The following is a 24,510-nucleotide window of genomic DNA, read 5'->3' as shown; positions in this document are numbered from 1 at the left end:
GCGGGCGGCCGCCGGACTCACAACATAAAACATCAGGAGACGATATGAAGAACACGGTAAAACTGCTGGCGCTGGCCGCCGCACTGACGGTGGCATCGGCCGCATCGGCGCAACAAAGCGCAGGCACCTGGCTGGGGACGCTGGGTATCAACAAGATCACGCCGAAAGTGGATTCGGGCGACGTCTCGGCGCCCGCGCTGCCGGGCACCAAGGCCGACGTCAGCTCGGACACCAAGCCGCGCTTCGCGATCGCCTACATGGTGACCGATAACGTCGCAGCCGAGCTGGACCTGGGCCTGCCGTACAAGCACGACCTGATCGGCTCGGGCGCGATCCAGGGTACGGGCAAGGTGGGCACCTCGGAAGTGCTGCCGCCGACCGCCTTCGTGCAGTACCGCTTCCTGCCGGCCAACTCGAAGTTCCGTCCGTACGTGGGCCTGGGCCTGACCTACGCGATGTTCCAGAAGGAGACCGGCTCCGGCCAGCTGACCGCGCTGCTCAACACCGGCGGTCCCGGCACCACCTTCAAGCTGGACGACAAGTGGGCCATGAGCTACCAGATCGGCGGCACCATGAAGATCAACGAGAAATGGTTCATCGACGCCACCGTCATCAAGACCAAGCTCAAGACCGTGGTGCACTTCTCGACCGGCCAGACCCAGGACGTGCGGCTCGATCCGCTGGCTGTCAGCGTCAGCGTTGGCTACAACTTCAAGGGCTTCTAAAAGCTTGAGATGTAAAAAAACCGCCGAGGCCAAAAGCCCGGCGGTTTTTTTATGCCGGCCCCGATTACTGGAAGGCCTGGATGCCGGTCTGCGCGCGGCCCAGGATCAGCGCGTGGATGTCGTGCGTACCCTCGTAGGTGTTGACCACCTCCAGGTTGACCATGTGGCGGATGATGCCGAACTCGTCCGAGATGCCGTTACCACCCAACATGTCGCGCGCGACGCGGGCGATGTCCAGCGACTTGCCGCACGAGTTACGCTTCATCATCGAGGTGATTTCCACCGCCGCCGTGCCGGCGTCCTTCATGCGGCCCAGCTGCAGGCAGCCCTGCAGGCCCAGCGTGATCTCGGTCTGCATGTCGGCCAGCTTCTTCTGCACCAGCTGGTTGGCGGCCAGCGGACGGCCGAACTGATGACGGTCCAGCACGTACTGGCGCGCGGTGTGCCAGCAGGCCTCGGCCGCGCCCAGCGCGCCCCAGGCGATGCCGTAGCGTGCCGAGTTCAGGCAGGTGAACGGACCCTTCAGGCCGCGCACGTCCGGGAAGGCGTTCTCTTCCGGGCAGAACACATTGTCCATCACGATCTCGCCCGTGACCGAGGCGCGCAGGCCGAACTTGCCGTGGATGGCGGGGGCGCTCAGGCCGGCCATGCCTTTTTCCAGCACGAAGCCGCGGATCGCGCCTTCATCGTCCTTGGCCCAGACCACGAACACGTCGGCCACCGGCGAATTGGTGATCCACATCTTGGCGCCGGTCAGCGCGTAGCCGCCCGGCACCTTCTTGGCGCGGGTGATCATCGAGCCCGGGTCGGAGCCGTGGTTGGGTTCGGTCAGGCCGAAGCAGCCGATCCACTCGCCGGTGGCCAGCTTGGGCAGGTATTTCTGTTTCTGCGCCTCGGTGCCGAACTCGTAGATCGGCACCATCACCAGCGACGACTGCACGCTCATCATCGAGCGGTAGCCGGAGTCGACGCGCTCGACTTCGCGCGCGATCAGGCCGTAGGCCACGTAGTTCAGGCCGGGACCGCCGTACTGTTCCGGAATGGTCGGGCCCAGCAGGCCCAGTTCGCCCATCTCGCGGAAGATCGAGGTGTCCATCTTCTCGTGGCGGAACGCCTCCAGGATGCGCGGCGCCAGCTTGTCCTGGCAATACGCGGCGGCGGCGTCGCGCACCATGCGTTCGTCGTCGGTCAGTTGCTGGTCCAGCAGCAGGGGATCGTCCCAGTGGAATTGCGCGCGGGCTTGGCTCATGTGTGGTCTCTCATTATGAAAATGTGGGAAGTCTGCCCGGCATTCTATGCCGCGGCCGCCGTCACGGCTTTTCAAATGGCGACACCAATTTCCGTTTTTAGCCCAGGCTGCCGAACTGGCCGCCGTGGAAAATCAGCGGCGGCGACGGCGAGAACTCGCACAGCTCGACCTCCCCGACGAAAATCACGTGGTCGCCCTCCGGGTAGCGGCTGCGGTTGTGGCATTCGAACCAGGCCGAGGCGCCCTTGAGGATGGGCTGGCCGGTGCGCGACAGTTCGTATTCGGTGTTTTCCCACGGATCGATGCCGCGCGTGGCGAACTGCTTGGCCAGGTGCGCCTGGCCGGCCGACAGCACATTGATGACGTAGTGCGAATTGCCGGTGAAGATGGGCATGCTGTTGGCCGTGGTGGCCAGGCTCCACAGCACCAGCGGCGGATCGAGCGACACCGAATTGAAGGAACTGGCCGTCAGGCCACGGAAGGTGCCGTCCGCCAGCCGGGTGGTGATGACGGTGACGCCGGTGGCGAACTGGCCCAGCGCCTGGCGGAAATGGCTGGTGTCGAAGGGGCGCTGGTCGGCGCGGGGGGAACGAGTGTGCATGGTGGACCTGTGAACTTTCAGCCATTATGCCAAAGTTTACCGCGCCATAGCGGATTGCCCTGGTTTGCGTTACAGTGACCCCATGGGCATTCTTCTACGCGGGGGAATCATGACGAGTCAGTCCGCGCCGGGCACGGCGCTTGAAACAGCGTATCTGGGCGGCGGCTGCTTCTGGTGCACCGAGGCTGTGTTTGCGCGGGTCAAGGGCGTTGTTGATGCCGAGTCCGGCTATGCCGGCGGCCAGCAGCCCGATCCCACCTACGAGCAAGTCTGCGCCGGCGGCACCGGCCACGCCGAGGTGGTGAAATTACAATTTGATCCTTCCGTCATCGGTTTCCGCGACCTGCTGGAAATCTTCTTCACCATCCACGATCCCACCACGCTGAACCGCCAGGGCAACGACGTCGGCACCCAGTACCGCTCGGTCATCTTCTACCAGTCGCCGCAGCAGGAAGCCATCGCGCGCCAGGTGATCGCGCAGATGGCCGGGGTGTGGGACGCGCCCATCGTCACCGAGCTGGCGCCGCTCACGTCCTACTATCCGGCCGAGCCCTACCACCAGGATTATTTCACCCAGCACCCGCTGCAGAGCTATTGCGCCTTCGTGGTGGCGCCCAAGGTGGCCAAGTTCAAGAGCATCTACGCGCAGCGCCTGAAATGACGACCGGAGAACGCGGATGAAGGTAGTGCTGGTCGACGATACCCACATCAACCTGGTGCTGATGTCGCGCCTGGTCGACAAACTGCAGGGCGTGAGCACCATCGGCTTCCAGTCCGCGCGCGAGGCGCTGGCCTGGTGCAACGCCCATCCCTACGACCTGCTGATCGTCGACTACATGATGCCGGATATGAACGGCCTGGAGCTGATCGCCCGGCTGCAGGCGCCGCCCGACCAGCGCCCGCCGGTGCTGATGGTCACCGCCAGCGTCGACCTCGACGTGCGCCACCGCGCGCTGGAGAACGGCGCCAGCGATTTCCTCATCAAGCCAATCGACAAGGTCGAGTTCCTGGCGCGCACCCGCAACATGCTGGCGCTGCGCAGCGCCACACTGAGCCTGCAGCACCGCGCCAGCTGGCTGGCCGACGAGGTGGCCAAGGCCACCGCCGAGCTGTGCGAGCGCGAGCAGGAGACCATCATGCTGCTGTGCCGCGCCTCCGAGTACCGCGACCCCGAGACCGGCGCCCACATCCAGCGCATGGCACGCTACTCGCGGCTGATCGCGGCGGGGCTGGGCCTGTCCGACGAGCAGCAGAGCGACCTGCTGAACGCCGCGCCGATGCACGACATCGGCAAGGTCGGCACGCCGGACCACATCCTGCTCAAGCCCGGCCGCCTGACTCCCGAGGAGATGGCGGTGATGCGCCAGCACGCGGAGATCGGCTACAACATCCTCAAGGATTGCAAGGCGCGCATGCACAAGCTGGCCGCCGAGATCGCGCTGACCCACCACGAGCGCTACGACGGCCAGGGTTATCCGCGTGGCCTGGCGGGCGAGTCCATTCCACAGGCCGGCCGCATCGTCGCCGTGGCCGACGTGTTCGACGCGCTGACCAGCGTGCGCCCGTACAAGCCGGCGTGGAGCATGGAGGCCGCGCGCCAGCACCTGCTGGACCACAGCGGCGCGCATTTCGATCCGCGCTGCGTGGCCGCGCTGCTGCAGCGCTGGGACGAGGTGCTCGACATCCGCGCCCGCTTCCAGGACGAGCACGGCGGCCCCGCCGCCATCACGGCCTGAGCCCGCCATGGACGAGGACAGCCAGGTCGACCAGATCCGCATCGCGCTGGCGGCGCAGGGCGCGCACGAACTGGCGCGGCTGCTGGAGCCGCAACTGGCCGCGCTGGCCGACCTGGAGGCCGAGGCGCGCCAGCTGCGCTCGGCCAACGCGCTGCTGCGCAAGGAGAATCGCCAGCAGCGCGGCAACGTCGGCACGTGGCGCGATCCGCACACCGCGCGCCTGGCCGGCCTGCAGCACGAGTTGCACGCCGACCTGCACGGCCAGCCGAGGGCGCCGGCCGGCGAGCGCGCCGCGCGCGACCAGCAGGAGCTCACCGAGCAGATCCTCGACCAGCTGCCCATCCCGATTTTCCTCAAGGACCGCGACGGCCGCTTCCTGCGCTTCAACAGCCGCTTCGAGGAATTCACCCAGCGCTCGCGGGCGGAAATCCTCGGCCGCACGGTGGACGACTTCGCCTCGCCGCGCTGGGCCGCCGCCACCCACGTCGAGGACGAGCAGGCCTGGGCCACCGGCCGCATGATCACCACCGAGCGCCGCATGGCCACCTTCGATCCGCCGCTCGACGTGCTGGTCAGCCGCAAGGTGATCCGCACCGGCGGCCTGTCCTACATGCTGGGCTACTTCATCGACATCAGCGAGCAGCGCGCGGCCCGCGCCGCCATGCAGCACGCGGTCGAATCGGCCGAGGCGGCCAGCCGCGCCAAGAGCGAATTTCTGGCCAACATGAGCCACGAGATCCGCACGCCGATGAACGGCATCCTCGGCATGACCGAGCTGGTGCTCGAGTCCGATATCGACGCCGGCCAGCGCGCCGACCTGGCGCTGGTGAAGGCCTCGGCCGACGCGCTGCTGCACATCGTCGACGACATCCTGGATTTCTCCAAGATCGAGGCGGGCAAGCTGGAGATCGAGGAAGTGCCGTTCGACCTGCGCCAGCTGGTGGCCGACACGCTGCGCGCCATGAGCCTGCGGGCGCGGCAGAAGGGGCTGGCGCTGTCGGCCGAGATCCCGCCCGCCGTGCCGCGCCTGATGAAGGGCGATCCGGGCCGGTTGCGCCAGGTGCTGCTCAACCTGGTCGGCAACGCCATCAAGTTCACCGACGCCGGCGGCGTGACGGTGGCGCTGTCGGTCGGCGCCGAGCGCGACGGCCGCAGCGAGATCGCCTTCGCGGTGCGCGACACCGGCATCGGCGTGCCGCCGGAAAAGCAGCACCTGATCTTCGAGGCCTTCGCCCAGGTCGACGGCTCGACCACGCGCGAGTACGGCGGCACCGGCCTGGGGCTGGCGATCTGCCGCCGGCTGGTGATCCTGATGCAGGGCCGCATTGACGTGCACAGCGTGCCGGGTCAGGGCAGCGTGTTCGGCTTCACCGTGCCGCTGCAGCACACCGGCGCCGCCCAGGCCGCGCCGCTGCCGCCGCTGGCGGTGCTGGCGCCCGGCCAGGGCATGAACCTGAACGCCAACGACAACGGCCTGCTGGCCGGCGCCGACGAAACCCTGCCCGCCGCAGCCCCGGCCGGCGGCCTGCAGGCGGGCCTCGGCGAGCCCGTGTCCGCCGCGCCTTCGGCCAGCGGCGTGCTGGCTGGCGCCGGGGTCGGCGACTCCGCGCCCGGCGGCCTGCGCGTGCTGCTGGCCGAGGACAATCCGGTCAACCAGCGCCTGGCGGTGCGGCTGTTGGAAAAGCTGGGCCACCGCGTCACGCTGGTCGACAGCGGCCTGGCCGTGCTGGAGCGCGCCAGCCACGGCGACCACGACCTGATCCTGATGGACGTGCAGATGCCGGGCCTGGACGGCCTGGCCGCCACCCGCCAGATCCGCCAGCGCGAGGCGGCGCAGGGCGGCCACGTGCCCATCATCGCGATGACCGCGCGCGCCATGGCCGGCGACCGCGAGCGCTGCCTGGAGGCCGGCATGGACGACTACCTGGCCAAGCCGGTCGACAGCCAGCAGCTGCGCGCGATGCTGCTGCGCTACCAGCCCGACAGCGGCCACCTGCTGCTGGACTGGCGCGGCGCGCTGAAGCGGCTGGACGGCGACGCCGAGCTGCTGCTGGAGCTGGCCGCGCTGTTCCTGCAGGACGGCCCGCAGCTGTGGCGGGAACTGGGCGAGGCGCTGGACGCCGGCGACGTGCCGCGCAGCACGCGCGCGGTGCACAGCCTCAAGGGCGTGCTGGCCAACTTTGGCGCGGCGCGCGCGCTGGCGCTGGCCGAGCAGCTGTCGGCCGCGCTGCGCGCCGGCCAGCCGTGCCAGCTGGCGGCCGGACGGCTGGAGCAGGCGCTGCGCCAGGTCTACGTGGCGTTGAAGGAGTTGATCGACGGCGGCGCCGACGTCATGCGCGCCCCGCCGTCTTCCTGAAGCACCGAGAACGCGGGCAGACCGTCTTCGGTCAGCGCGTAGTGCGCGCCGGCGTGGCTGGCGCTGGCCGGATACATGTGCTGGCGCGACCACGGCAGCGCCGCGCTGCGCTGGCCCGCCTTGCGGCCGACCACCTGGTACAGGCTGATCCAGTCCTGCTCGAAGGCGTAGCAGCAGCCCGCCAGGTAAACGTGCCAGATGCGGTAGCGCTTGTCCCCGGCCAGCGTGCGCACGCGCTCGGTGTGCGCCTCGAAATTGTCGGTCCAGATGGCGCAGGTGCGGGCGTAGTGGCGGCGCAGGTTCTCCACGTCGCTGACCTCCAGCTTCCCTTGTTGCATGGCCTTGAGCACGTGGCCGATGTGCGCCAGCTCGCCCTGCGGGAACACGTACTTGTCGATGAACTCGCCGCCGCCGTAGGGCGTCTCGCCGTTGTCCGGGTCGGTGGTGGTGATGCCGTGGTTCATCACCACGCCGTCCGGCGCCAGCAGCTTGTGGATGGCCGCGAAATATTCCGGCAGGTGCTTGACGCCCACGTGCTCGAACATGCCGACGCTGGTGATGCGGTCGAACTGGCCGCGCACGTCGCGGTAGTCCTGCAGGCGGATCTCGACCAGGTGTTCCAGCCCGGCCTGCCGCACGCGCTCCTTGGCCAGCGCGAACTGGTTTTCCGACAAGGTGACGCCGACGCAGCGCGCGCGGTACTGCTGCGCCGCGCGGATCACCAGCGCGCCCCAGCCGCAGCCGATATCGAGCAGCGTCTGGTTCGGCTTGAGCTCGATCTTGCGCAGGATGTGGTCGATCTTCTTGATCTGCGCGGTGGCCAAGTCCTCGTCGCCGTGCTCGAAGTAGGCGCAGGAATACACCATGGCCGGGTCGAGGAATTGCTGGTAGAACTCGTTGGAGACGTCGTAGTGGTAGCGGATCGCCTCGGCGTCCTGGCGCTTGCTGTGGGCGATGCCGCGCACGACGCGGGCGAACTTGCCCTCGGCCTTGAGCGTGGTGCGCGCCAGCGCGTTGACCACGGCGATCATGTCGTGCGCGCGGCCCTTGACCTCGATCGCGCCCTCGACGTAGGCCGCGCCCAGGTTGGACAGCGACGGCGTGAGCAGGTAGCGCGCGGCCGACACATTGGGCAGCCGTATCGTCACCCGCGGCGCCTCGCTGGAAAAGTCCACATGCTGGCCGTTCCACAGTTCGATGCGCAGGGGCAGGGCGATTTGCTGGCGGATGCCGGCGATCCAGCTGCTGAGACGGTTTTGTACAAACACGATCACACCTCCGAGTCCACAAAAAAAAGACCACCGCATGCGATGGTCTGGTGTGTGCCTCGTGGCGCTCCGCTTACGGCTGCAGGCGCTCCTTCACCCAGCTACCATCTGCTTGTTTCAGATACACGATCCGGTCATGGAAGCGCGAACGGCGCCCCTGCCAGAACTCGATGCGCACCGGATCGAGGCGATAGCCGCCCCAGTGTTCCGGCCGCACCGGATGCTCGCCGCTGACGGCGGCCGCCGCATCGTAATTGGCTTCCAGCTGCTCCCGGTTGGCGATGCGCGCGCTCTGTTGCGAGGCGATCGCGGCGATCTGGCTCTTCACCGGACGGCTGTAAAAATACTTGTCGCTTTCCTCGGCGGACGTCTTGACCACCTTGCCCTCGATGCGCACCTGGCGTTCCAACTCGCTCCAGAAGAATAACAGCGCGGCGTGCGGGTTGTCGCCCAGTTGCCGGCCCTTCTGGCTGTCGTAGTTGGTGTACCAGGTGAAGCCGCGCGCGTCGTACTGCTTGATCAGCACGATGCGCGAACTGGGCTTGCCCTGCGCGTCCACCGTGGCCACGCTCATCGCGTTCGGTTCGTTGACCTTGGCGCGCAGCGCTTCCTCGAACCATTTGCCGAACTGGTCGATCGGATCGTCCAGCACATCGTGTTCCGTCAAACTGGCGCGGCCGTAATCGAGGCGCAGGTCCGCCAGCACCACGCCGTCGGCCACCGTGTCGGAGACCGCCACCTGTTTCTGTTCCGGCACCTGGCTTTGCGGCAGGCCGGGGGCGATGCCGCGCCGCGCCTGCATCGCGCTGCCCAATTGCGCCATCTGCTCGGGGCTGAACAAGCGCTTGGCCATCGGCGCGATGTCGCCTTCCTCGATCGCCATATGGGTGGCGTAGACCGCGCTGAAGCGCTGGACATCGTCGGCCGACAGCTCGCTGCTTTGCCCATTTGCAATTTTATCAAGTTGTGCGTCAATTATATGCCAGTCCCGTTCCATTTGCTGATGGTCGGCCAGGATGCCGGGCACCAGTCCGGCCAGCAGCACGGCGTCGGCGTCGCGCGCGGTGGCCTGCAGCATCGGCATCAGGTTTTGCTCCTCGTCCTCGTGGTGCAGCGGTGCCGCCATGTTGAAATATTTCTGCACCGCCTGCGCGGCCTTGCGGGCGTCGTCGTCGGCGCCGTGCTGGGGCAGGTGGGCCAGCAGCTTTTGCAGCGTCTGCAGCTGCTTGCGGATGCGCTCGTGGCAGTGTTTTAGGACGGCCAGCGGCTGGCTGAAATCAGGGGCGGTGTCGAACAGGGGAAGACTCATGGCGGTCGCTCGGGCTAGGGGGAAAGTCATTCTAAAATAATTTTTGCCGTGGCGTCCGTTAAAATGTCGGGATGAACTCCCTTGCACCTACCCCATTCGACGATGTCGACTTCGAGCGCCGCTTCGGCGGCATTGGCCGCCTCTATGGCGAACGCGCGCTGGCGCGCTTCCGCGCCGCCCACGTGTGCGTGGTTGGCGTCGGCGGCGTCGGCTCGTGGATCGTCGAGGCGCTGGCCCGCAGCGCCATCGGCCGGCTCACGCTTATTGATCTGGATAACGTCGCCGAGTCCAACATCAACCGCCAGATCCAGGCCCTGAGCGGCACCGTCGGCCAGGCCAAGATCACCGCGCTGGCCGAGCGCATCGCCCAGATCAACCCGTTCTGCGTGGTCGAGCAGGTCGAGGACTTCGTCAGCCCGGACAACCTGGAGCAGATGCTGGGCGGCGGCCGCTTCGATTTCGTGGTCGACGCCATCGACAGCGTGGCGGCCAAGGCTGCCATGATCGCCTGGTGCCGCCAGCACGCCATGCCCCTGATCATCATCGGCAGCGCCGGCGGCCAGACCGACCCCACCCAGATCGCCGTGCGCGACCTGGCCCGCACCGAGCAGGAGCCGCTGCTGAAGAAGGTGCGCAAGGTCCTGCGCAGCCAGTACGGCTACCCGCGCGGCGAGAAGACCAAGTTCCACGTCGACGCGGTGTTCTCGATGGAGCGGCTGCGCCTGCCGGAAACCGCCGAAGTGTGCGCGGTGGACGGCGAGCCGGGCACCGGCGGCGTGACCGGCCTCAATTGCGCCGGCTTCGGGTCGGCCATGGTGGTCACGGCCAGCTTCGGCATGGTGGCGGCCAGCCGCGTGCTGCGCCACCTGGCCGACAGCGCGCAACCGCCGGTGGCGCCAGCCGAAACGATTTAGATTTTATCCAGCGCGCGGGGCGGTTTTGCTATCATGGTGCGCGCTGGCACGGGGACCGTGCTCTCCACAGACCTGATCGAAAGAAAAAAACATGATCCGTAGTTCCGTACTCGTAGCAATGTTGTGCGCGCTGGCGGCCTCCGCGGCCCAGGCGCAGACCCCGGCCGCCCCGGTGGCCCCGGCCGACGTGCCGCCGCCGCCACCGCTGGTGGTGGGATCGGCCACGCCCGGCCCGGCCGCCGAACAGTTGATCGTCACCGACACCAAGCTCGGCACCGGCAAGGAAGCGACCACCGGCGCCACCGTCTACATGCACTACTCGGGCTGGCTGTATCGCCCGCTGGCCAAGAATATGCACGGCAAGCTGTTCGACTCCTCCATCCCGCGCGGCGAGCCGCTGGACTTCGTGCTGGGCGCAGGCCGCGTCATCAAGGGCTGGGACCAGGGCATCCAGGGCATGAAGGTGGGCGGCAAGCGCACGCTGATTATTCCGTCGGAGCTCGCTTACGGCTCACGTCCGACGCCGGGCAGCGGCATTCCGCCGAATTCCGCGCTGATCTTCGACGTCGAACTGGTCGACGTGAAATAATCGACGCAAATCGGCGTAGACTGGAACCTCCGTCCCACCTCGGAGGTTCTTCATGAAGATTGCCAACGACGTCACCGAACTGATAGGCCGCACCCCGCTGGTGCGCCTGAACCGCTTGAACAAAGGCAGCACCGCCCAAGTGCTGGTCAAGCTGGAGTACTGCAACCCGGCCCACAGCGTGAAAGACCGCATCGGCCTGTCGATGATCGAAGCGGCCGAAGCGGCCGGCCAGATCCGTCCCGACACCGTCATCCTCGAACCGACCAGCGGCAACACCGGCATCGCGCTGGCGATGGTGTGCGCCGCGCGCGGCTACCGCTGCACCTTGGTCATGCCCGACACCATGAGCCGCGAACGGCGCATGCTGCTGCGCGCCTACGGCGCCGAACTGGTGCTCACGCCGGGCGCCGAGGGCATGCTGGGCGCGATCCGCAAGGCCGAGGAGCTGGCCGCCAGCGACCCGCGCTACCTGATGCCGCAGCAGTTCAACAACCCCGCCAATCCCGATGTGCACCGCCGCACCACGGCCGAGGAGATCTGGGCCGACACCGACGGCCGGGTCGACATCCTGGTGGCCGGCGTCGGCACCGGCGGCACGATCACCGGCGTGGGGGAGGTGATCAAGGCGCGCAAGCCGGAATTCCGCTGCATCGCGGTGGAGCCGGAGGCGTCGCCGATGCTGGCCAAGGGCATCAAGGGGCCGCACCCGATCCAGGGCATAGGCGCGGGCTTCGTTCCGGCCGTGCTCAACACCAAGGTGTACGACGAGATCATCGGCGTGAAGAACGACGATGCGTTCGCGACCGCGCGGCTGGCGGCCAGCCAGGAGGGGCTGCTGGTGGGGATCTCCTCCGGCGCCGCGCTGTGGGCCGCGCTGCAGGTGGCGCGGCGGCCGGAGAACGCGGACAAGATCATCGTGACGATCATCCCGTCCTTCGGCGAGCGCTACCTGAGCACGCCGCTGTATGCCAATCTGGCGGATTGACCGATGGCGAGCAATGGCCGATGCTTGAGGCCGAGGTACTTGAGGTCTATCGGACCTGCGGCAATTCCTTGCTTGCTAATAAATCAATGCAATGAGACCATAGACGCTTGACACATTTCCAGAGCTATCAGATGGACCGCCAGCTGCTTTTTATTTGCTTCTTGACCTTCGTCATTCACCTCATCGGTACGCTCGCGTATTCGGTCCGGATCGCAGGTATCAGGACGCGGCGTATAGCTGTGTCATTGGCGTTATTCAGTATTCTGGTGCTGGTATCAAGGACATCGAATTCCTTCCTCGGGCCATTCTTGGCAAAGCGCGTTGAGTCAACAATCGATACACCGCTTTCGGAGCCGACCTTGCTTGGGGATTTTCGATGGTTGTTGCTATCGGCATCTCTCGCAACGATTGTCGGAGCTATGCTGATTCCTACGTTTCAGCGAGTTTTCTCTCGTGCAGTCCTTCATTTTCAAGTACACCGCTCCGTGCCTAAATTGATACTGCATGGTTTCTTCAAAGGTGGCCTTTCGTACGTGAAGGACAACGTGCGCATGCCTCAAACAGGAAACATTGCTGGTTTACGCGATACCCAAAGTGTGTCCGTGTCTGTCACGCTGTTGAATATTATTGCCACTGCTCTGTGGACAGTTGGGGTGTTCGCTGCTCTGTACGCCGGGGTGTTGGACCCATCGGTTCGAGTGACATCCAGCACATTGTCATCGATTATCAATGGCGGGGCGACCGTTCTGATGGCTGTATTCATCGACCCCCACATGTCGGGCATGACAGATGATGTAATCGAAGGAAAGGTAAGTGAATCTCAGTTCAGACGTGCCGTCGTTTGGCTGGTTGGAAGTCGGCTGTCAGGTACGCTTTTAGCGCAAGTGCTTCTCGTGCCATCAGCCCTTATCATCACTGTGGTGGCAAAAGCTATTTAGAATAGTCTGTCATCGGCCATTAACGATAAGCGGACGCTGCTGCTCTCCATCTTTAACCTACGTCGCCTTCATGGAAATTAGTGTAACTAAATCAATCGCTACAGACGGCAGGACTGTCCTTGAAAGTGGGAATGGCAAATTTTGTTTTCTGCGCTTAACGCCCGGAGCGCTACTTGTCACTATCAGCGGAAACGATCAAGGACAGTTCGGCAGTGCGGCGCTCGATGAGATACGTCTTGAAATTCTCCGGCATGGAAAACTTGAGTTGTTAATCGACGCTGAGCAGGCCGAGTTGGTCACTGTCGAGGTTAGTCAGGAATGGACCCGTTTTTTTGCCATGACCCGGCAGCAGCTGACCCGGGTCAGCGTGCTGACCGGGTCCAAGCTCATCAACCTGACGGTTGCCATTGCCCAGCACCTTTCGCAGACCGGCAACCTCATACAGATTTATTCCGACAGAAGCCTGTTTGAAGTGGCGCTGGCAAAAGCAAGCGCCGCACAAGTCATCAAGAACGCCAGGGCCTGAACGGCTTGGCCGCCTAGTGCGGCTGTTCCTGCAGGCTGCACTCGTGCGCGGTGGTGCCGAGGCGCACCTGCAGCGTGCTGTGGTCGATCGAGAACTGCTCCTTGAGCTGCAGGCTGATGGCGTCCATCGCGGCGTCGCCCGGATGGCCGGCCGGCGTCACCAGCTGCGCGGTCAGCGCGTTCTCGGTGGTGCTCATCGACCAGATGTGGACGTCGTGCACGTCGGTCACGCCCGGCTGGGCGCGCAGGAATTGTTCGACTTCGGCGTGGTCCAGGTTGTCCGGCACGGCGGCCAGCATCATGCGCATCGATTGCTTGAGCAGCGACCAGGTGCTGTAGACGATGATGGCGACGATGATCGCGCTGACCAGCGGGTCCAGCCAGTTCCAGCCGGTGTAGCGCACGATCACGCCGGCCACCAGCACGCCCAGCGAGATGGCGGCGTCGGCCGCCATGTGCAGGTAGGCGCCGCGCACGTTGATGTCGTCTTTGCTGCCGGACATGAACAGCCACGCCGAGAAGCCGTTGACCAGGATGCCCACGCCGGCCACCACCGAGACGGTCAAACCGGCCACGGGTTCCGGGTGCACCAGCTGCTGCACCGCTTCCCAGGCGATGGCGCCGCAAGCCGCCATCAGCAGCATGGAGTTGAACAGCGCGGCCAGCATTGAGGTGCTGCGCAGGCCGTAGGTATAGCGGCCGTTCGGCACGCGCTTGGCCAGGATCGCCGCGCCCCAGGCCAGCATCAGGCCCAGCACGTCCGACAGGTTGTGGCCGGCGTCGGCCATCAGCGCGGTGGAGTTGGCCAGGAAGCCGTAGAAGAATTCGATAGCGACGAACGCCGTGTTGAGCACGATGGCCACCGCGAACGCGCGGCCCATGGTGTTCGGATCGCCGTGGTGATGGTGATGGCCGCCGTGGCCGTGGTCATGCCCGTGGTCGTGGCCGCACGACTTGGCTTTGGCCCCGGCCTTGGCCGGCGCGTGGTCATGGTCGTGATCATGGCCGTGATGATCGTGGTCATGATCGTGGTCGTGATGGTCGTGGTGCTTGCTCATGCTTCGTGTCCGTTGGAAGGTTCGGCGATATGTTCGAGCATATCGTTGAGTACGCCGCTGATGTGGGCGTCGGCGGCGGAATAGAACACTTGCTTGCCCTGGCGCTCAGACTTCACAATGCGCGCCGCGCGCAGCAAACGCAAGTGGTGGCTGACCAGCGAACTGCTCAGCTCCAGCGAGGAGGCGATGTCGCTGACGGCGATGGGCGCCGTCACGCAGGCCAGCACGATGCGCAGGCGCGTCGGATCGCCCAGCAGATGGAACAGGTCGGCCAGCTGGGCGATCGCGGGATCGCAGTCGGAATAGTCGTGTTGGCAGCTCATAATGCTAACAAGTGAATAGGTGTTCACATGTTAGCATGGATTCGCGGACCGGGCTATGGCGCGATCTGTACCACCGCCTTGCCCAAGCCGCTCCCGGCATCCAGCCAGGCGTGGGCGTTGACGATGTCGTCGAAGGCGAACACCCTGGCCGGGCGTGCGTGGTACCGGCCTTGCTCGACCCGCTCGACGATCTCTTGCCAAGGCAGCCGGTCCAGCTCGTACCCCGGCGTGCCGAACGCGAAGCTGCCGAAAAAGCTTAGCTGCACGCCGGGCGGCAACTGCTGCAGCGGCAGGAAACTGGCCAGTGGCTCCAGTCCGCCGAGGAAGCCGGCCTGGCACACCCGGCCGCCCGGCCGCGCCGCGCAGGCCAGCGAGTCGAGCAGGGTGGTGTTGCCGATCAGGTCCAGTACCGCGTCAACACCGCCGGGCGCGATGCCGCGCACCACGCTGGCCAAGGCGGGCCGCTCCTCGACAATGTGGCGCGCGCCGTTCCTGGTCAGCACATCGGCAAGCTCCACCGGGCGGCGTGTGGTGGCGATCACCTGTGCGCCCAGGTGGGCCGCGATATTGCTGGCCGCCTGGCCCAGCGCGGAACTGGCGCCGCGTACCAGCAGCGTCTGGCCGGGACGCAGCGCCAGGTTGTCGTGCAGGCAGGCCCAGGCGGTTGCGTACGATTCCGGGATCGCGGCCAGCTCGGCCCACGGCAGCGTCGAGCGCAGCGGCACCACGTTGGCGGCCGACACGCACACATACTCGGCGTAGCTGCCGTTGATGCTGCGGCCCATGCCGCCCATGATGGCGGCCACCATCTGGCCCGGCAGCAGGCCGGTGCCGGGCGCCTCGGCCACTTCGCCGACGCATTCGATGCCCGTCACCTGGGCCACCTCGCCCCATAAGCCACGGCGCATATAGCTCTCCGCGCGGTTGAGGCCGAACGCCTTGACGCGGATGAGGACTTGGCCAGAGGCCGGTACCGGGATCGGCAGTTCAACCGCTTGCAACTGTTCCGGGCCGCCGAATCGGACGATGTGTATGGCTCGCATGGAATGCTCCTGTAAATGATGGAGACACCACTGTAGTGACAAACACATTCGGATAAAATTGGGTAATTCAGTCTATCTCTGTAGGATTTATGAACACTGTCGGCTTCACCCTGCACGAACTGGCGTGCTTCCTGGCGGTGGCCGAGCTGGGCAGCTTCCAGAAGGCGGCCGTGCGCCTGCACCGCTCGCATCCCAGCGTGTTTGCCGCCGTTTCCAGCCTCGAGCGTCAACTGGGGCTGGCGCTGCTGGACCGCAGCGGCTACCGCGTCGCCGTGTCGGCCGCCGGCCAGGCCTTTGTCGAGCAGGCCCGGCAACTGCTCGACAGCGCCGGCCAGATGGCGATGCAGGCCCGCCAGATCGCGCAGGGCGAGGAGGTGAAACTGGCCGTGGTGATCGGCGACCTGTGCCCGTTGCCTGCCACGCTGGGCCTGCTGCGGCGCTTCTTCGCCCAGTGTCCCGGCACCCGGCTGGACCTGCATTTCGAAGCCCTGTCCGGGCCGTGGGAGCGGCTGCACAACGGCGAGGCCGACCTGATCGTCCACCATCTCGAACAGGCCGACCTGCGTTTCGAGGCGCGGCCGTGGCGGCGCGTGCGGCTGGTGCCGGTGGTCGCGCCCGGCTTCCTGGACTTCCCGCTGCACGCCGGCGTCACGCCCGAGATGATGCGGCCCTACGTGCAATGCATCATCCGCGACAGCGCGCGCGACAGCCCGCCGCGCGACTACTTCGTGGTGGACGGCGCGCGCCGCTGCACCGTGGCCGACCAGTTCATGAAGCGCGAGGTGATCCTGCAGGGCATGGGCTGGGGCCACATGCCCGGCTATCTGGTGGACGAGGATCTGGCGCAGGGACGGCTGCTGTCGCTGGCCGGCGATCATTTCCGCGAGAGCGAGCTGGAACTGGTGATCGCGCGCCGCCGCGACACCGCCCACGGCCCGGTCGCCACGCGGCTGTGGGAGCACCTGCTGGCCGGCCTGGCCTAGCCTTCCAGGCCTTGGCGGATGCTGGATGCGATCAGCTGTTCGTACAGATCGTACTGGCCCGCCGGCAGCACCGGCCGCAGCGTCTCCATGCTTTTTTCCGCATCGAACAGCCGCTCGACCATCCAGCCGACCAGATACAGCGCGGCCAGGCAGCCGCCCGCCGTCGCCACGTTACCGACGCGCATGAGCGGCCGCTCGTCCGGCTCGACTCCGGCCGCGCTGAGCGCGCCGCGCGCGTCGGGATGGGTGGACGCCCGCCGTCCCGGCAGCAAGCCCAGCGCCGACAGGATCAACGAGCCGGCGCACATGGAACCGATCAGCTGGCGGCCCGGATCCAGCTGGAACACCGCCATGAAGCCCGGGTCCGCGAGCGCGGCCGGCACGCCCTCCCTGCCGCTGGCGAACAGCACCACGTCGGCCCGGTTCGCCTCGTCCAGCGGGCCGTGCGTGGCGACTCGCAGGCCGTGGGCCGATCGCAGCTCGCGCTGCTGGCCGAGGATGCGCACCTGCCAGTCGTGGCGGTTGCGGCCGAGGATGTCCCACATCAGGAACAGGTCGATGTCGGTGAATTGGTCGAAGGCGACCAGCGCGATGGTTTTCATTGCGGCTCCATGGTTGAGGACAGGAAGCCGCAGTCTAGCGAGGCCGGTGCTACCATACACAGTCTGTATGTTTTCAAGGTGAGACGAGTGCTGACGCGTGACCACTGGATAGCCGCGGGCTTCGACGCCCTGGACCACGATGGCGATGCCGGCATCTCGGCCGAGCGCCTGGCGCGCCGCCTGAACGTGACGCGCGGATCGTTCTACCACCACTTCCGCAACCGCGAGGATTTCGTCCACGCGCTGCTGTCGGCGTGGGAAGCCGACTACGCGGACCGCATGCTGGCCCACGCCGCCGGCGGCCGCAGCCTGGAGGACGTGCTGGAGCGCTACCTGGCGATCGCCGCCGAAAAACAGCCGGGCCGGGAAACCGCGATCCGCGCCTGGGCACGGCACGATCCGCTGGTGGCGGTCTACCAGCGGCGCGTCGACCAGACGCGGCTGACCTTCGCCATCACCACCTGCCGCACGCGCGCCGGCGGCCTGATCGATGCGGAGCTGGTGGGCCGCATTGCGCATCTGTGTTTGATCGGCGGCCAGGAATCCGGCGACCGCATCCAGCCGGCGGCGTTCGCCCGGCGCATCCAGGATGCGCTGGCCTTGCTAAGTCATCGTATGTAATTCGCTGGCCGGCGGGCGCGGCTTATGAATGCGGCGTGTCCTTGGCGGACTTGGCCAGGTTGTTGCGCAGTTCCTGCAGGTTGCCGTCGGTGCTGGAATAGGCGCTGATCATTTGCGACAGCATGCGGTAGACGGCCTTGGGGTCGCCCTGGCCCATATTGATGTCGCTGATTGTGTTCAGCATGCCCGCGCCATCGAGGAAGTTGTTGCCGCCGCTGCTGGTGATCGATTGCACGTCGCGCATATTGGCGTAGATGCCGGAGTAGCGCTCCAGCTGTTGCTGCGGCATCCAGCTGACCGCCTGGTTGGCGACCGCCACTTCCCACGCCTCACGGCGCAACGACGGCGACATGATGCTGAGCCCGAGCTTGTGCTGCTCCAGCAGTTGCTTGATCAGGACTTGGCCATCGACCTTTTCCTTGATACCGGCCAGCAGCAGCTCGCGCGCCGCCATGATTTTTTTCTGCTGATCGTTGTTGTGTTGCAGCGCTTCGTCGAGCTCGTGGACATTGGTCTGGATCTCGGCGTCGATCTTGACGGCGGCCTCATGCGCCAGGTGGCGATGGTGCAGCGTTTGCACGCCATGCTCCAGCGCCAGCGCGGTGGCGATACTGATCACGATCATCAGGTATTCACCGCCGAATTCCTTGAGTCTCTTCGCCTTGGGTACTTCAAAGTGCATGCGTCATCCTTATTTTTGCAGTTCAGACTGGAGTTGTTCGCGGACCTTCGGGTCCAGCTTCTGGATCGCCTTGTTCAGTTTGTCGGCGTTGGCCAGCGCGGCGCTTTGCTCCGCCGTCAGCCCGGGCTTGGAGAAGGCCGCCTGGCCGCCAAGCACCAGCAGCGCGCTGAGGATGGCCACGCCGGCGGCCGCGCCCAGCAGCCGCAGTTCGCGCGGCGTGATGGCCGCCGCCTGCGTGGCGATCGGCCGCACCGGGCCGGCGGCGGGCGCCGGCGCGTAGGCGGACGGCGTCTCGGTGCCGGCCATGGCCGGTTCGTTGGTGGCGTCCAGCACCACCGGCTTGCGGACGCCGCCGTGCTGCGCGACCAGTCCGCCGGCCAGCCGCGCCTGCTGCGCCAGCTCCTGCGAGGCGGCGTCGATCAGCGCGATGTGGCGCTCGACCGTCTCGGCCAGCACCGCCTCGTTCAGCGCCACCAGCGCGAACACGGGGTCGTCGATGTCGATCTTGACGCCGGTTTTTTCAAAGACCAGGCTGCGCAGCTTTTGCTGATCCATGGCGGCTTACCACTCGACCTTGTCGAGCTGCTCGAACAGGTCGCGGAACACCACCTTGATGCGCTGCTTTTCCATCAGGTTGAACTTGTCGCTTTCCTTGACTTCCTGCGCGGTCAGGCGGGCCGTGTTCATCTTCTTGATGTCGGCGCCGAAGGTGTCGGCGTTGCGGGCCGACAGCACCACGCGGCCCCTCACGCGCGCCGAGTTGTCGGCATAGGTCTGCGATTCGGTGAACTGCTTGCCGGACGCCGATTGCAACAGGCCGAAGTGCTCGTTCTCCCACAGCACCAGCGGCACGTTGGTGGACTTGGCGGTGGAGACGAAACCCATGGCGGTGTCGTGCAGCGTGTCGCCGCCGCCGACGATGGTGTGGATGTAGACCTTGCGTCCCGATTCCTCCAGCAGCGAGAAGCAATCGTTCTCGATCAGATAGCCCATCAGCGGCGAGAAGGTGTTGGCGCCGTTGTCGATGACGCAGTTGCCGTCCTCCTCCAGGATGTCGATCATCAGCGCGTCGAAGCGCTTGGGGTCGATGGTGCGGCTGTCGGTCATCACCGGCACATGCTTGACGTCCATCGCCTTGTAGCGCGAGAAGGTCGCGTTCTCCTGGTCGGTGTCGTAGCAGCGCAGTGGCGTCTCGTCCTTGGCCGCGAGCCATTGCGCCAGGATGGTCGACACCAGGGTCTTGCCGATACCGCCTTTACCTTGGAGAATAAAATGTACCGAATTTTGCATCAATCACTCCAGAATCGCTCGAATGCGTCGAGAGTAATTGTTTTGCGGCGGTATGGCAACCGCCGGCCCGTATTCAGTCGCGCATTCAGTCTATAAACCGCAGCAGTCCCTGCAACGCGTGGATCACGGTCTGCTCGCGCACCGCCCTGCGGTCGCCGGTGAACACCAGCCGCTCGGTGTGCACGGTGTCGGCGTTGGCCCAGCCGAAGCACACGGTGCCGACCGGCTTGCCCGGCACGGCGCCGGTGGGGCCGGCGATGCCGGTGGTCGACACCGCCAGGTGGGCGTTGCTGGCGCCCAGCGCGCCGGTGGCCATGGCCGCCGCCACCTCCTCGGACACGCTGCCCATCTGCGCGATCAGCGCGGCCGACACGTCCAGCATCTCGGTCTTGGAGGCGTTGGAATAGGTGACGAAGCCGCAATCGAACCAGGCGGTGGAGCCGGCGATCTCGGTGATGGCCTGGGCCACGCCGCCGCCGGTGCACGATTCGGCGGTGGCCAGGATCAGGCCCTTCGCTTGCAGGGACTTGCCCACTTGCGCGGCCAGGTCAAGAATGGTGTCTGTGGAATGCATGGAACTCTCCGTCTGTTGCGGCACTCTGTGGCCTGGCTTCCACTCTACCATGCGGTGAGCGATCGATGCCAGCGACGCACGGCTGATTTGCCTGAACCGCAACATGCCAGAAAACATTAGACCGCCGATTTGAACTTGCGTACACTCGGACGGATAAGCCGGCCGCCGCTGCCCAACCATTGCAGCCGTGCGCCGCCAAACGGGCAAACTGTTAAGCTTGCCAGGTAGTAGTAAGCGGTCCGAACCGGCCATGACGCCGGCTCCCCGAGGGCCATACGGAGGCGCATCTCATGATCAGCCAGACCGACATCTTCAACGCCAGCATCCTGATCGTCGACGATCAGCCGGTCAACGTGGAATTGCTGGAGTTCCTGCTCAAGTCCACCGGCTACACGGCGGTCAGCTCCACCACCGATCCGCGCGTGGTGGCCGGCTGGCACGCCGAGCACCAGTACGACCTGATCATCCTGGACATGCAGATGCCCGGCATGAGCGGCTTCGACGTGATGGAAGCGATCCGCCCGCTGGAGACCGAGGCCTGGCTGCCGGTGCTGGTGGTCACGGCCCAGCCCGACCACAAGATCAAGGCGCTGGAGCTGGGCGCGCGCGACTTCGTCAGCAAGCCCTTCGACCCGGTCGAGGTGCTCACCCGCATCGGCAACATGCTGGAGGTGCGCCTGCTGCACCGCGAAACGCGCAGCTACAACACGCGGCTCGAGCAGACCGTGCGCGAGCGCACCGCCGAGCTGCAGCGCTTCCGCAGCGCGATGGACGCCACCGCCGACGCCATCTTCCTGCTTGACGCCGGCAGCGCCGAGCTGGTCGACGTCAACGACGGCGCCTGCCGCATGCTGGGCTATCCGCGCGCCGAGATGCTGGGCCAGACCGCCAGCCGCATCGGCCTGGGCGCGCCGGCCGCGCTGTGCGAGCGGGCCGCCGGGCTGGCCGACTACGCCGCCGCGCTGGGCCCGGCGCGCGCGCCCGAGATGATCGAGCTCGAGCTGATGCGGCGCGACCTGTGCGCCGTGCCGGTCGAGCTGTACTGGCAGCTGCTGCGCCGTCCCGGCCAGCCCGACATCCTGCTGGGCGTGGCGCGCGACATCAGCGAGCGGCGCCAGGCCGAGGAACTGCTGCAGCACATGGCCCACTACGACAGCCTGACCGGCCTGCCCAACCGCACGCTGTTCTTCCAGACGCTGGCCGACGCCATCGCGCTGGCGCAGGAAAAGTCGTGGCGCATCGTGGTGCTGTTCATCGCGCTGGACCGCTTCAAGAACGTCAACGATTCGCTGGGCGCGGCGGCCGGCGACGAGCTGCTGCGCCAGTTCAGCAACCGGCTGGTGCAATGCGTGCGCCTCCGCGACACGGTCGGGCGCATGGGCGGCGACGAGTTCGCGCTGATCCTGACCATGACGCGCGACCAGCAGGACGCGGTGCACACCGCCAACGAGGTGCGCGAGGCGCTGCGCCAGCCGTTCGACCTGGACGGCCATCCGGCCGCGCTCAGCGCCAGCATCGGCATCGCCATGTACCCGGACGACGCCACCGATCCGCACACGCTGGTCAAGTACGCCGACACCGCGATGGAGCGCGCCAAGCAGGCCGGGCGCGACGGCTACCGCTTCTTCACCGCCGGCATGAACGTGCAGGTGCTGGCGCGGCTGGACATGGAGATGGCGCTGCGCCGCGCGCTCGAGCACAACGAGCTGCTGCTGTACTACCAGCCCAAGGTCAACCTGCACACCGGCCAGATGGCCGGCGCCGAGGCGCTGCTGCGCTGGCAGCGGCCCGGCTGCGGCCTGGTGTATCCGGCCGAGTTCGTGCCGGTGCTGGAGGATACCGGCCTGATCGTGCGGGTCGGCGCCTGGATCATCGACGCCGCCTGCCGCCAGATCGGCGCCTGGCTGCGCAGCGACACCGGGCCGGTGCGGGTGGCGGTCAACGTCGCCAGCCGCCAGTTCGTCGAGGGCGACCTGGAGCTGGTGGTGCGCAGCGCGCTGCTGCGCCACGACGTCCCGCCCGAGCTGCTGGAGCTGGAGCTCACCGAGACCGCGCTGATGTCCAACACCGAGCGCACCATCAGCGTGCTGTCCAGCCTGAAGGCGCTGGGCCTGAAGGTGGCGATCGACGACTTCGGCACCGGCTATTCGTCGCTGGCCTACCTGCAGCGCTTCCCGATCGACAAGCTGAAGATCGACATCGCCTTCGTGCGCGACATCACCACCAACCCCAACGACGCGGCCATCGCCCAGGCCATCATCAGCATGGCGCACAGCCTGAAGCTGCGGGTGATCGCGGAAGGGGTGGAGACGCGCGCCCAGCTCGAATACCTGCGGCGCAGCCGCTGCGACGAGATCCAGGGATATTTCTTCAGCCGGCCGGTGGCGCCGGCCGACATGGCGGCGCTGGTGCAGTCCGGCCAGGGCCTGCCGCCCGACGTGGCCAAGCCGGGCCAGCCGGCGCAGACCCTGCTCATCGTCGACGACGACGTCAACGTGCTGTCCTCGCTGCACCGGTTGTTCCGCCGCGACGGCTACCAGATCCTGACGGCGGCCACGCCGGCCGAGGGCTTCGAGATGCTGGCGCTGCACGCGGTGCAGGTGATCGTGTGCGACCAGCGCATGCAGGGCATGAGCGGCACCGAGTTCCTCAGCAAGGTCAAGGAGATGTATCCGGAGACGATACGCATCATCCTGTCCGGCTACACCGGGCTGGACGCGGTGATCGACTCGATCAACCGCGGCGCCATCTACCGCTTCTACACCAAGCCGTGGGACGACACGCAGCTGCGCGACAATATCCGGCTGGCGTTCCACCACTACTGGCTGTTGCACGGCAGCGGGCGCCACGCGGGCGAGCCGGGCGAGGACGTGACCGCGCTTCAGGAAGTGAAGTGATCGAAGCTCTGTAGCTGCAGGTCGAGCGGGGCGCCGGCCGCGTCCACCAGGCGCAGGCCGGGCGCGGCCTCGATGCGGCCCACGCGCGTGACCGGCGTGGCCACGCTGGCGGCCGCCGCCAGCACCGCCGCGCGCGCCGAGGCCGGCGCGGTGAAGCACAGTTCGTAATCGTCGCCGCCGGCCGCCGCGAAGGCGCGCCGCAGATCCGTCTCGCGCGTGGCCAGCACGGCGCCGGCCGGCAGCGCGTCCACGTCCAGCGTGGCGCCCATCGACGACTGCTTGAGAATGTGGCCGAGGTCGCCCACCAGGCCGTCCGAGATGTCGATCGCCGCGTGCGCGATGCCCTGTTCGGCCAGCAGCATGCCCAGCGCCACGCGCGGCGTCGGCGTGTGCATGCGCACGGCGGCCGCCAGCAGGCTGGCCGCGTCCATCGATTGCTCCAGCCGGTAGCCGGCCAGCGCCAGGCGGGCGTCGCCCAGGGTGCCGGAGATCCAGATGTCGTCGTCGGCAAGGGCCGCGCTGCGGCGCAGCGCCTGGCCCGGCCGCAGCTCGCCGAACACCGTGATGCAGATGGTGAGCGGGCCCTTGGTGGTGTCGCCGCCGATCAGCTCGATGTTATAGGCGTCGGCCAGCGCGAACAGGCCCTTGGAAAAGCCGGCCAGCCAGTCGCGGTCGGCGGACGGCAGCGCCAGGGCGAGGGTAAAAGCAACTGGGCGCGCGCCCATGGCCGCCAGGTCCGACAGGTTGACCGCCAGCGCCTTGTGGCCGAGGCGGGCCGCATCCTCGCCGGCAAAGAAGTGGCGGCCCTCGACCAGCATGTCGGACGAGATCGCCGTCTGCATGCCGGGCGTGGGCGTGAGCAGGGCGCAATCGTCGCCGATGCCGAGCGTGGCGCGGGCCGCGTGCTGCGGGCGCTGGAAGTATTCCTGGATGAGGTCGAATTCGGAGAGCATGCCGCTATTGTACTGAAGAGCGGCAGGACCGGCGCTGGGCGTTGCTCTTGGTTAATTGATATTTTCAATCAATTTTCATCGGCTGATGCAAAATAGTTATAACTGCGGAAAATTGATTATATTGGAGCTATTGATAGGTTATTGCCGCTAAAAACGTCAAAAATTCGGTTTTTGTTGCATTGAATCATAAATAATGCTGATATCCGTCATAGCTGTTGGTGAAAATACCTACTTAATTGAAAGAATTGGTCTGATAAAATCGGAAGCTTTCCGACAGTACAAACAGGAA

Annotated in this window: 25 protein-coding genes; 12 read left to right on the top strand and 13 right to left on the bottom strand. The window is 66.3% G+C overall.

The genetic code is table 11. The features are described 5' to 3' along the window. The first annotated feature begins 44 nt into the window (after positions 1-44). The gene (locus ACUJB0_RS22640; RefSeq protein ID WP_444847193.1) at positions 45-725 is read left to right on the top strand and encodes an OmpW/AlkL family protein; all 681 of its coding nucleotides are present in this window, start codon (positions 45-47) and stop codon (positions 723-725) included. 64 nt (positions 726-789) lie between these two features. Here ACUJB0_RS22640 and ACUJB0_RS22635 read toward each other — a convergent pair whose 3' ends face one another. Both ACUJB0_RS22635 and ACUJB0_RS22630 read right to left on the bottom strand, forming a co-directional pair. Continuing rightward, entirely contained in the window at positions 790-1,974 is a 1,185-nt protein-coding gene (locus ACUJB0_RS22635) for an acyl-CoA dehydrogenase (RefSeq protein WP_117013981.1), read from the bottom strand. Between the two features lie 97 nt (positions 1,975-2,071). Then, positions 2,072-2,575, bottom strand: a complete 504-nt coding sequence (locus ACUJB0_RS22630) for a flavin reductase family protein (protein ID WP_161083960.1) — start codon at positions 2,573-2,575, stop codon at positions 2,072-2,074. A 109-nt stretch (positions 2,576-2,684) separates the two neighbouring features. On the opposite strand from ACUJB0_RS22630, the gene msrA reads away from it, so the two are divergent. Genes msrA through ACUJB0_RS22615 form a run of 3 tightly spaced genes read left to right on the top strand, consistent with a single transcriptional unit; the run spans position 2,685 to position 6,667 of the window. Next, the gene (gene msrA, locus ACUJB0_RS22625; protein WP_444847192.1) at positions 2,685-3,236 is read left to right on the top strand and encodes a peptide-methionine (S)-S-oxide reductase MsrA; all 552 of its coding nucleotides are present in this window, start codon (positions 2,685-2,687) and stop codon (positions 3,234-3,236) included. 16 nt (positions 3,237-3,252) lie between these two features. Further along, positions 3,253-4,311, top strand: coding sequence for an HD domain-containing phosphohydrolase (locus ACUJB0_RS22620; protein ID WP_444847191.1), 1,059 nt, complete (start codon positions 3,253-3,255; stop codon positions 4,309-4,311). A 7-nt stretch (positions 4,312-4,318) separates the two neighbouring features. Beyond that, on the top strand, positions 4,319-6,667 hold the full coding sequence (locus ACUJB0_RS22615; RefSeq protein ID WP_444847190.1) for a PAS domain-containing hybrid sensor histidine kinase/response regulator: 2,349 nt from the start codon (positions 4,319-4,321) through the stop codon (positions 6,665-6,667). On the opposite strand, the gene ACUJB0_RS22610 is transcribed toward ACUJB0_RS22615, so the two are convergent. Next, entirely contained in the window at positions 6,601-7,935 is a 1,335-nt protein-coding gene (locus ACUJB0_RS22610) for a class I SAM-dependent methyltransferase (protein ID WP_444847189.1), read from the bottom strand. The genes ACUJB0_RS22615 and ACUJB0_RS22610 overlap by 67 nt on opposite strands. Positions 7,936-8,008: 73 nt before the next feature. Next, entirely contained in the window at positions 8,009-9,244 is a 1,236-nt protein-coding gene (gene pdxH, locus ACUJB0_RS22605; RefSeq protein WP_444847188.1) for a pyridoxamine 5'-phosphate oxidase, read from the bottom strand. Between the two features lie 71 nt (positions 9,245-9,315). On the opposite strand from pdxH, the gene ACUJB0_RS22600 reads away from it, so the two are divergent. The 5 genes from ACUJB0_RS22600 to ACUJB0_RS22580 all read left to right on the top strand — a co-directional run bounded on the left by ACUJB0_RS22600 (position 9,316) and on the right by ACUJB0_RS22580 (position 13,196). Continuing rightward, a complete protein-coding gene (locus tag ACUJB0_RS22600) occupies positions 9,316-10,158 on the top strand; it encodes a tRNA threonylcarbamoyladenosine dehydratase (RefSeq protein ID WP_444847187.1) in 843 nt (280 codons plus the stop codon). Between the two features lie 118 nt (positions 10,159-10,276). Further along, on the top strand, positions 10,277-10,747 hold the full coding sequence (locus ACUJB0_RS22595; protein ID WP_444847443.1) for an FKBP-type peptidyl-prolyl cis-trans isomerase: 471 nt from the start codon (positions 10,277-10,279) through the stop codon (positions 10,745-10,747). A 52-nt stretch (positions 10,748-10,799) separates the two neighbouring features. Beyond that, on the top strand, positions 10,800-11,732 hold the full coding sequence (gene cysK / locus ACUJB0_RS22590) for a cysteine synthase A (protein ID WP_444847186.1): 933 nt from the start codon (positions 10,800-10,802) through the stop codon (positions 11,730-11,732). A gap of 131 nt (positions 11,733-11,863) precedes the next feature. After that, positions 11,864-12,670, top strand: a complete 807-nt coding sequence (locus ACUJB0_RS22585) for a lipid II flippase Amj family protein (protein ID WP_444847185.1) — start codon at positions 11,864-11,866, stop codon at positions 12,668-12,670. 70 nt (positions 12,671-12,740) lie between these two features. Continuing rightward, on the top strand, positions 12,741-13,196 hold the full coding sequence (locus ACUJB0_RS22580; protein ID WP_444847184.1) for a SpoIIAA family protein: 456 nt from the start codon (positions 12,741-12,743) through the stop codon (positions 13,194-13,196). A gap of 13 nt (positions 13,197-13,209) precedes the next feature. On the opposite strand, the gene ACUJB0_RS22575 is transcribed toward ACUJB0_RS22580, so the two are convergent. From ACUJB0_RS22575 to ACUJB0_RS22565, 3 genes are read right to left on the bottom strand one after another with little or no spacing between them, the layout of a single operon-like run. Then, entirely contained in the window at positions 13,210-14,253 is a 1,044-nt protein-coding gene (locus tag ACUJB0_RS22575; protein WP_444847183.1) for a cation diffusion facilitator family transporter, read from the bottom strand. Further along, positions 14,250-14,576 carry an ArsR/SmtB family transcription factor gene (locus tag ACUJB0_RS22570; protein ID WP_117013970.1) on the bottom strand — a complete coding sequence of 109 codons (327 nt, stop codon included), beginning with the start codon at positions 14,574-14,576 and terminating at the stop codon, positions 14,250-14,252. The genes ACUJB0_RS22575 and ACUJB0_RS22570 overlap by 4 nt, the downstream gene beginning before the upstream one ends. Before the next feature lie 53 nt (positions 14,577-14,629). Then, positions 14,630-15,619: a zinc-binding dehydrogenase gene (locus ACUJB0_RS22565; RefSeq protein ID WP_444847182.1), complete on the bottom strand. Its 990-nt coding sequence runs from the start codon at positions 15,617-15,619 to the stop codon at positions 14,630-14,632. Positions 15,620-15,708: 89 nt separating this feature from the next. Here ACUJB0_RS22565 and ACUJB0_RS22560 point away from each other — a divergent pair, with 89 nt between their 5' ends. Then, positions 15,709-16,602 carry a LysR family transcriptional regulator gene (locus ACUJB0_RS22560; protein WP_444847181.1) on the top strand — a complete coding sequence of 298 codons (894 nt, stop codon included), beginning with the start codon at positions 15,709-15,711 and terminating at the stop codon, positions 16,600-16,602. Here ACUJB0_RS22560 and ACUJB0_RS22555 read toward each other — a convergent pair. Next, positions 16,599-17,204: a DJ-1/PfpI family protein gene (locus ACUJB0_RS22555; RefSeq protein WP_444847180.1), complete on the bottom strand. Its 606-nt coding sequence runs from the start codon at positions 17,202-17,204 to the stop codon at positions 16,599-16,601. The two genes, ACUJB0_RS22560 and ACUJB0_RS22555, sit on opposite strands and share 4 nt — an antisense overlap. An 87-nt stretch (positions 17,205-17,291) precedes the next feature. Between ACUJB0_RS22555 and ACUJB0_RS22550 the strand changes: the two genes are divergently transcribed. Continuing rightward, positions 17,292-17,825, top strand: coding sequence for a TetR/AcrR family transcriptional regulator (locus tag ACUJB0_RS22550; protein WP_444847179.1), 534 nt, complete (start codon positions 17,292-17,294; stop codon positions 17,823-17,825). A 22-nt stretch (positions 17,826-17,847) separates the two neighbouring features. On the opposite strand, the gene ACUJB0_RS22545 is transcribed toward ACUJB0_RS22550, so the two are convergent. The 4 genes from ACUJB0_RS22545 to ACUJB0_RS22530 all read right to left on the bottom strand — a co-directional run bounded on the left by ACUJB0_RS22545 (position 17,848) and on the right by ACUJB0_RS22530 (position 20,371). Further along, positions 17,848-18,507: a hypothetical protein gene (locus ACUJB0_RS22545; protein WP_444847178.1), complete on the bottom strand. Its 660-nt coding sequence runs from the start codon at positions 18,505-18,507 to the stop codon at positions 17,848-17,850. Positions 18,508-18,516: 9 nt separating this feature from the next. Next, positions 18,517-19,062, bottom strand: a complete 546-nt coding sequence (locus ACUJB0_RS22540; protein WP_444847177.1) for a hypothetical protein — start codon at positions 19,060-19,062, stop codon at positions 18,517-18,519. 6 nt (positions 19,063-19,068) lie between these two features. Continuing rightward, positions 19,069-19,797 (bottom strand): P-loop NTPase family protein, encoded by a 729-nt coding sequence (locus ACUJB0_RS22535; RefSeq protein WP_444847176.1) that lies wholly within the window; start codon positions 19,795-19,797, stop codon positions 19,069-19,071. 85 nt (positions 19,798-19,882) lie between these two features. Beyond that, complete coding sequence (locus ACUJB0_RS22530) at positions 19,883-20,371, bottom strand: CinA family protein (protein WP_444847175.1); 489 nt, start codon at positions 20,369-20,371, stop codon at positions 19,883-19,885. Between the two features lie 290 nt (positions 20,372-20,661). Between ACUJB0_RS22530 and ACUJB0_RS22525 the strand changes: the two genes are divergently transcribed. Beyond that, positions 20,662-23,268, top strand: coding sequence for an EAL domain-containing protein (locus tag ACUJB0_RS22525; RefSeq protein ID WP_444847174.1), 2,607 nt, complete (start codon positions 20,662-20,664; stop codon positions 23,266-23,268). Here the strand turns inward: ACUJB0_RS22525 and thiL are convergent. Further along, the gene (thiL, locus tag ACUJB0_RS22520; RefSeq protein ID WP_444847173.1) at positions 23,253-24,221 is read right to left on the bottom strand and encodes a thiamine-phosphate kinase; all 969 of its coding nucleotides are present in this window, start codon (positions 24,219-24,221) and stop codon (positions 23,253-23,255) included. The two genes, ACUJB0_RS22525 and thiL, sit on opposite strands and share 16 nt — an antisense overlap. Positions 24,222-24,510 lie beyond the last annotated feature (289 nt).

The sequence above is a fragment of the Duganella caerulea genome, assembly GCF_040362985.1.
Classification (GTDB): domain Bacteria; phylum Pseudomonadota; class Gammaproteobacteria; order Burkholderiales; family Burkholderiaceae_D; genus Rugamonas; species Rugamonas vulcania.
Note: the sequence above shows the minus strand (reverse complement) of the source record. Positions and strands in the feature narration are given on the sequence as shown.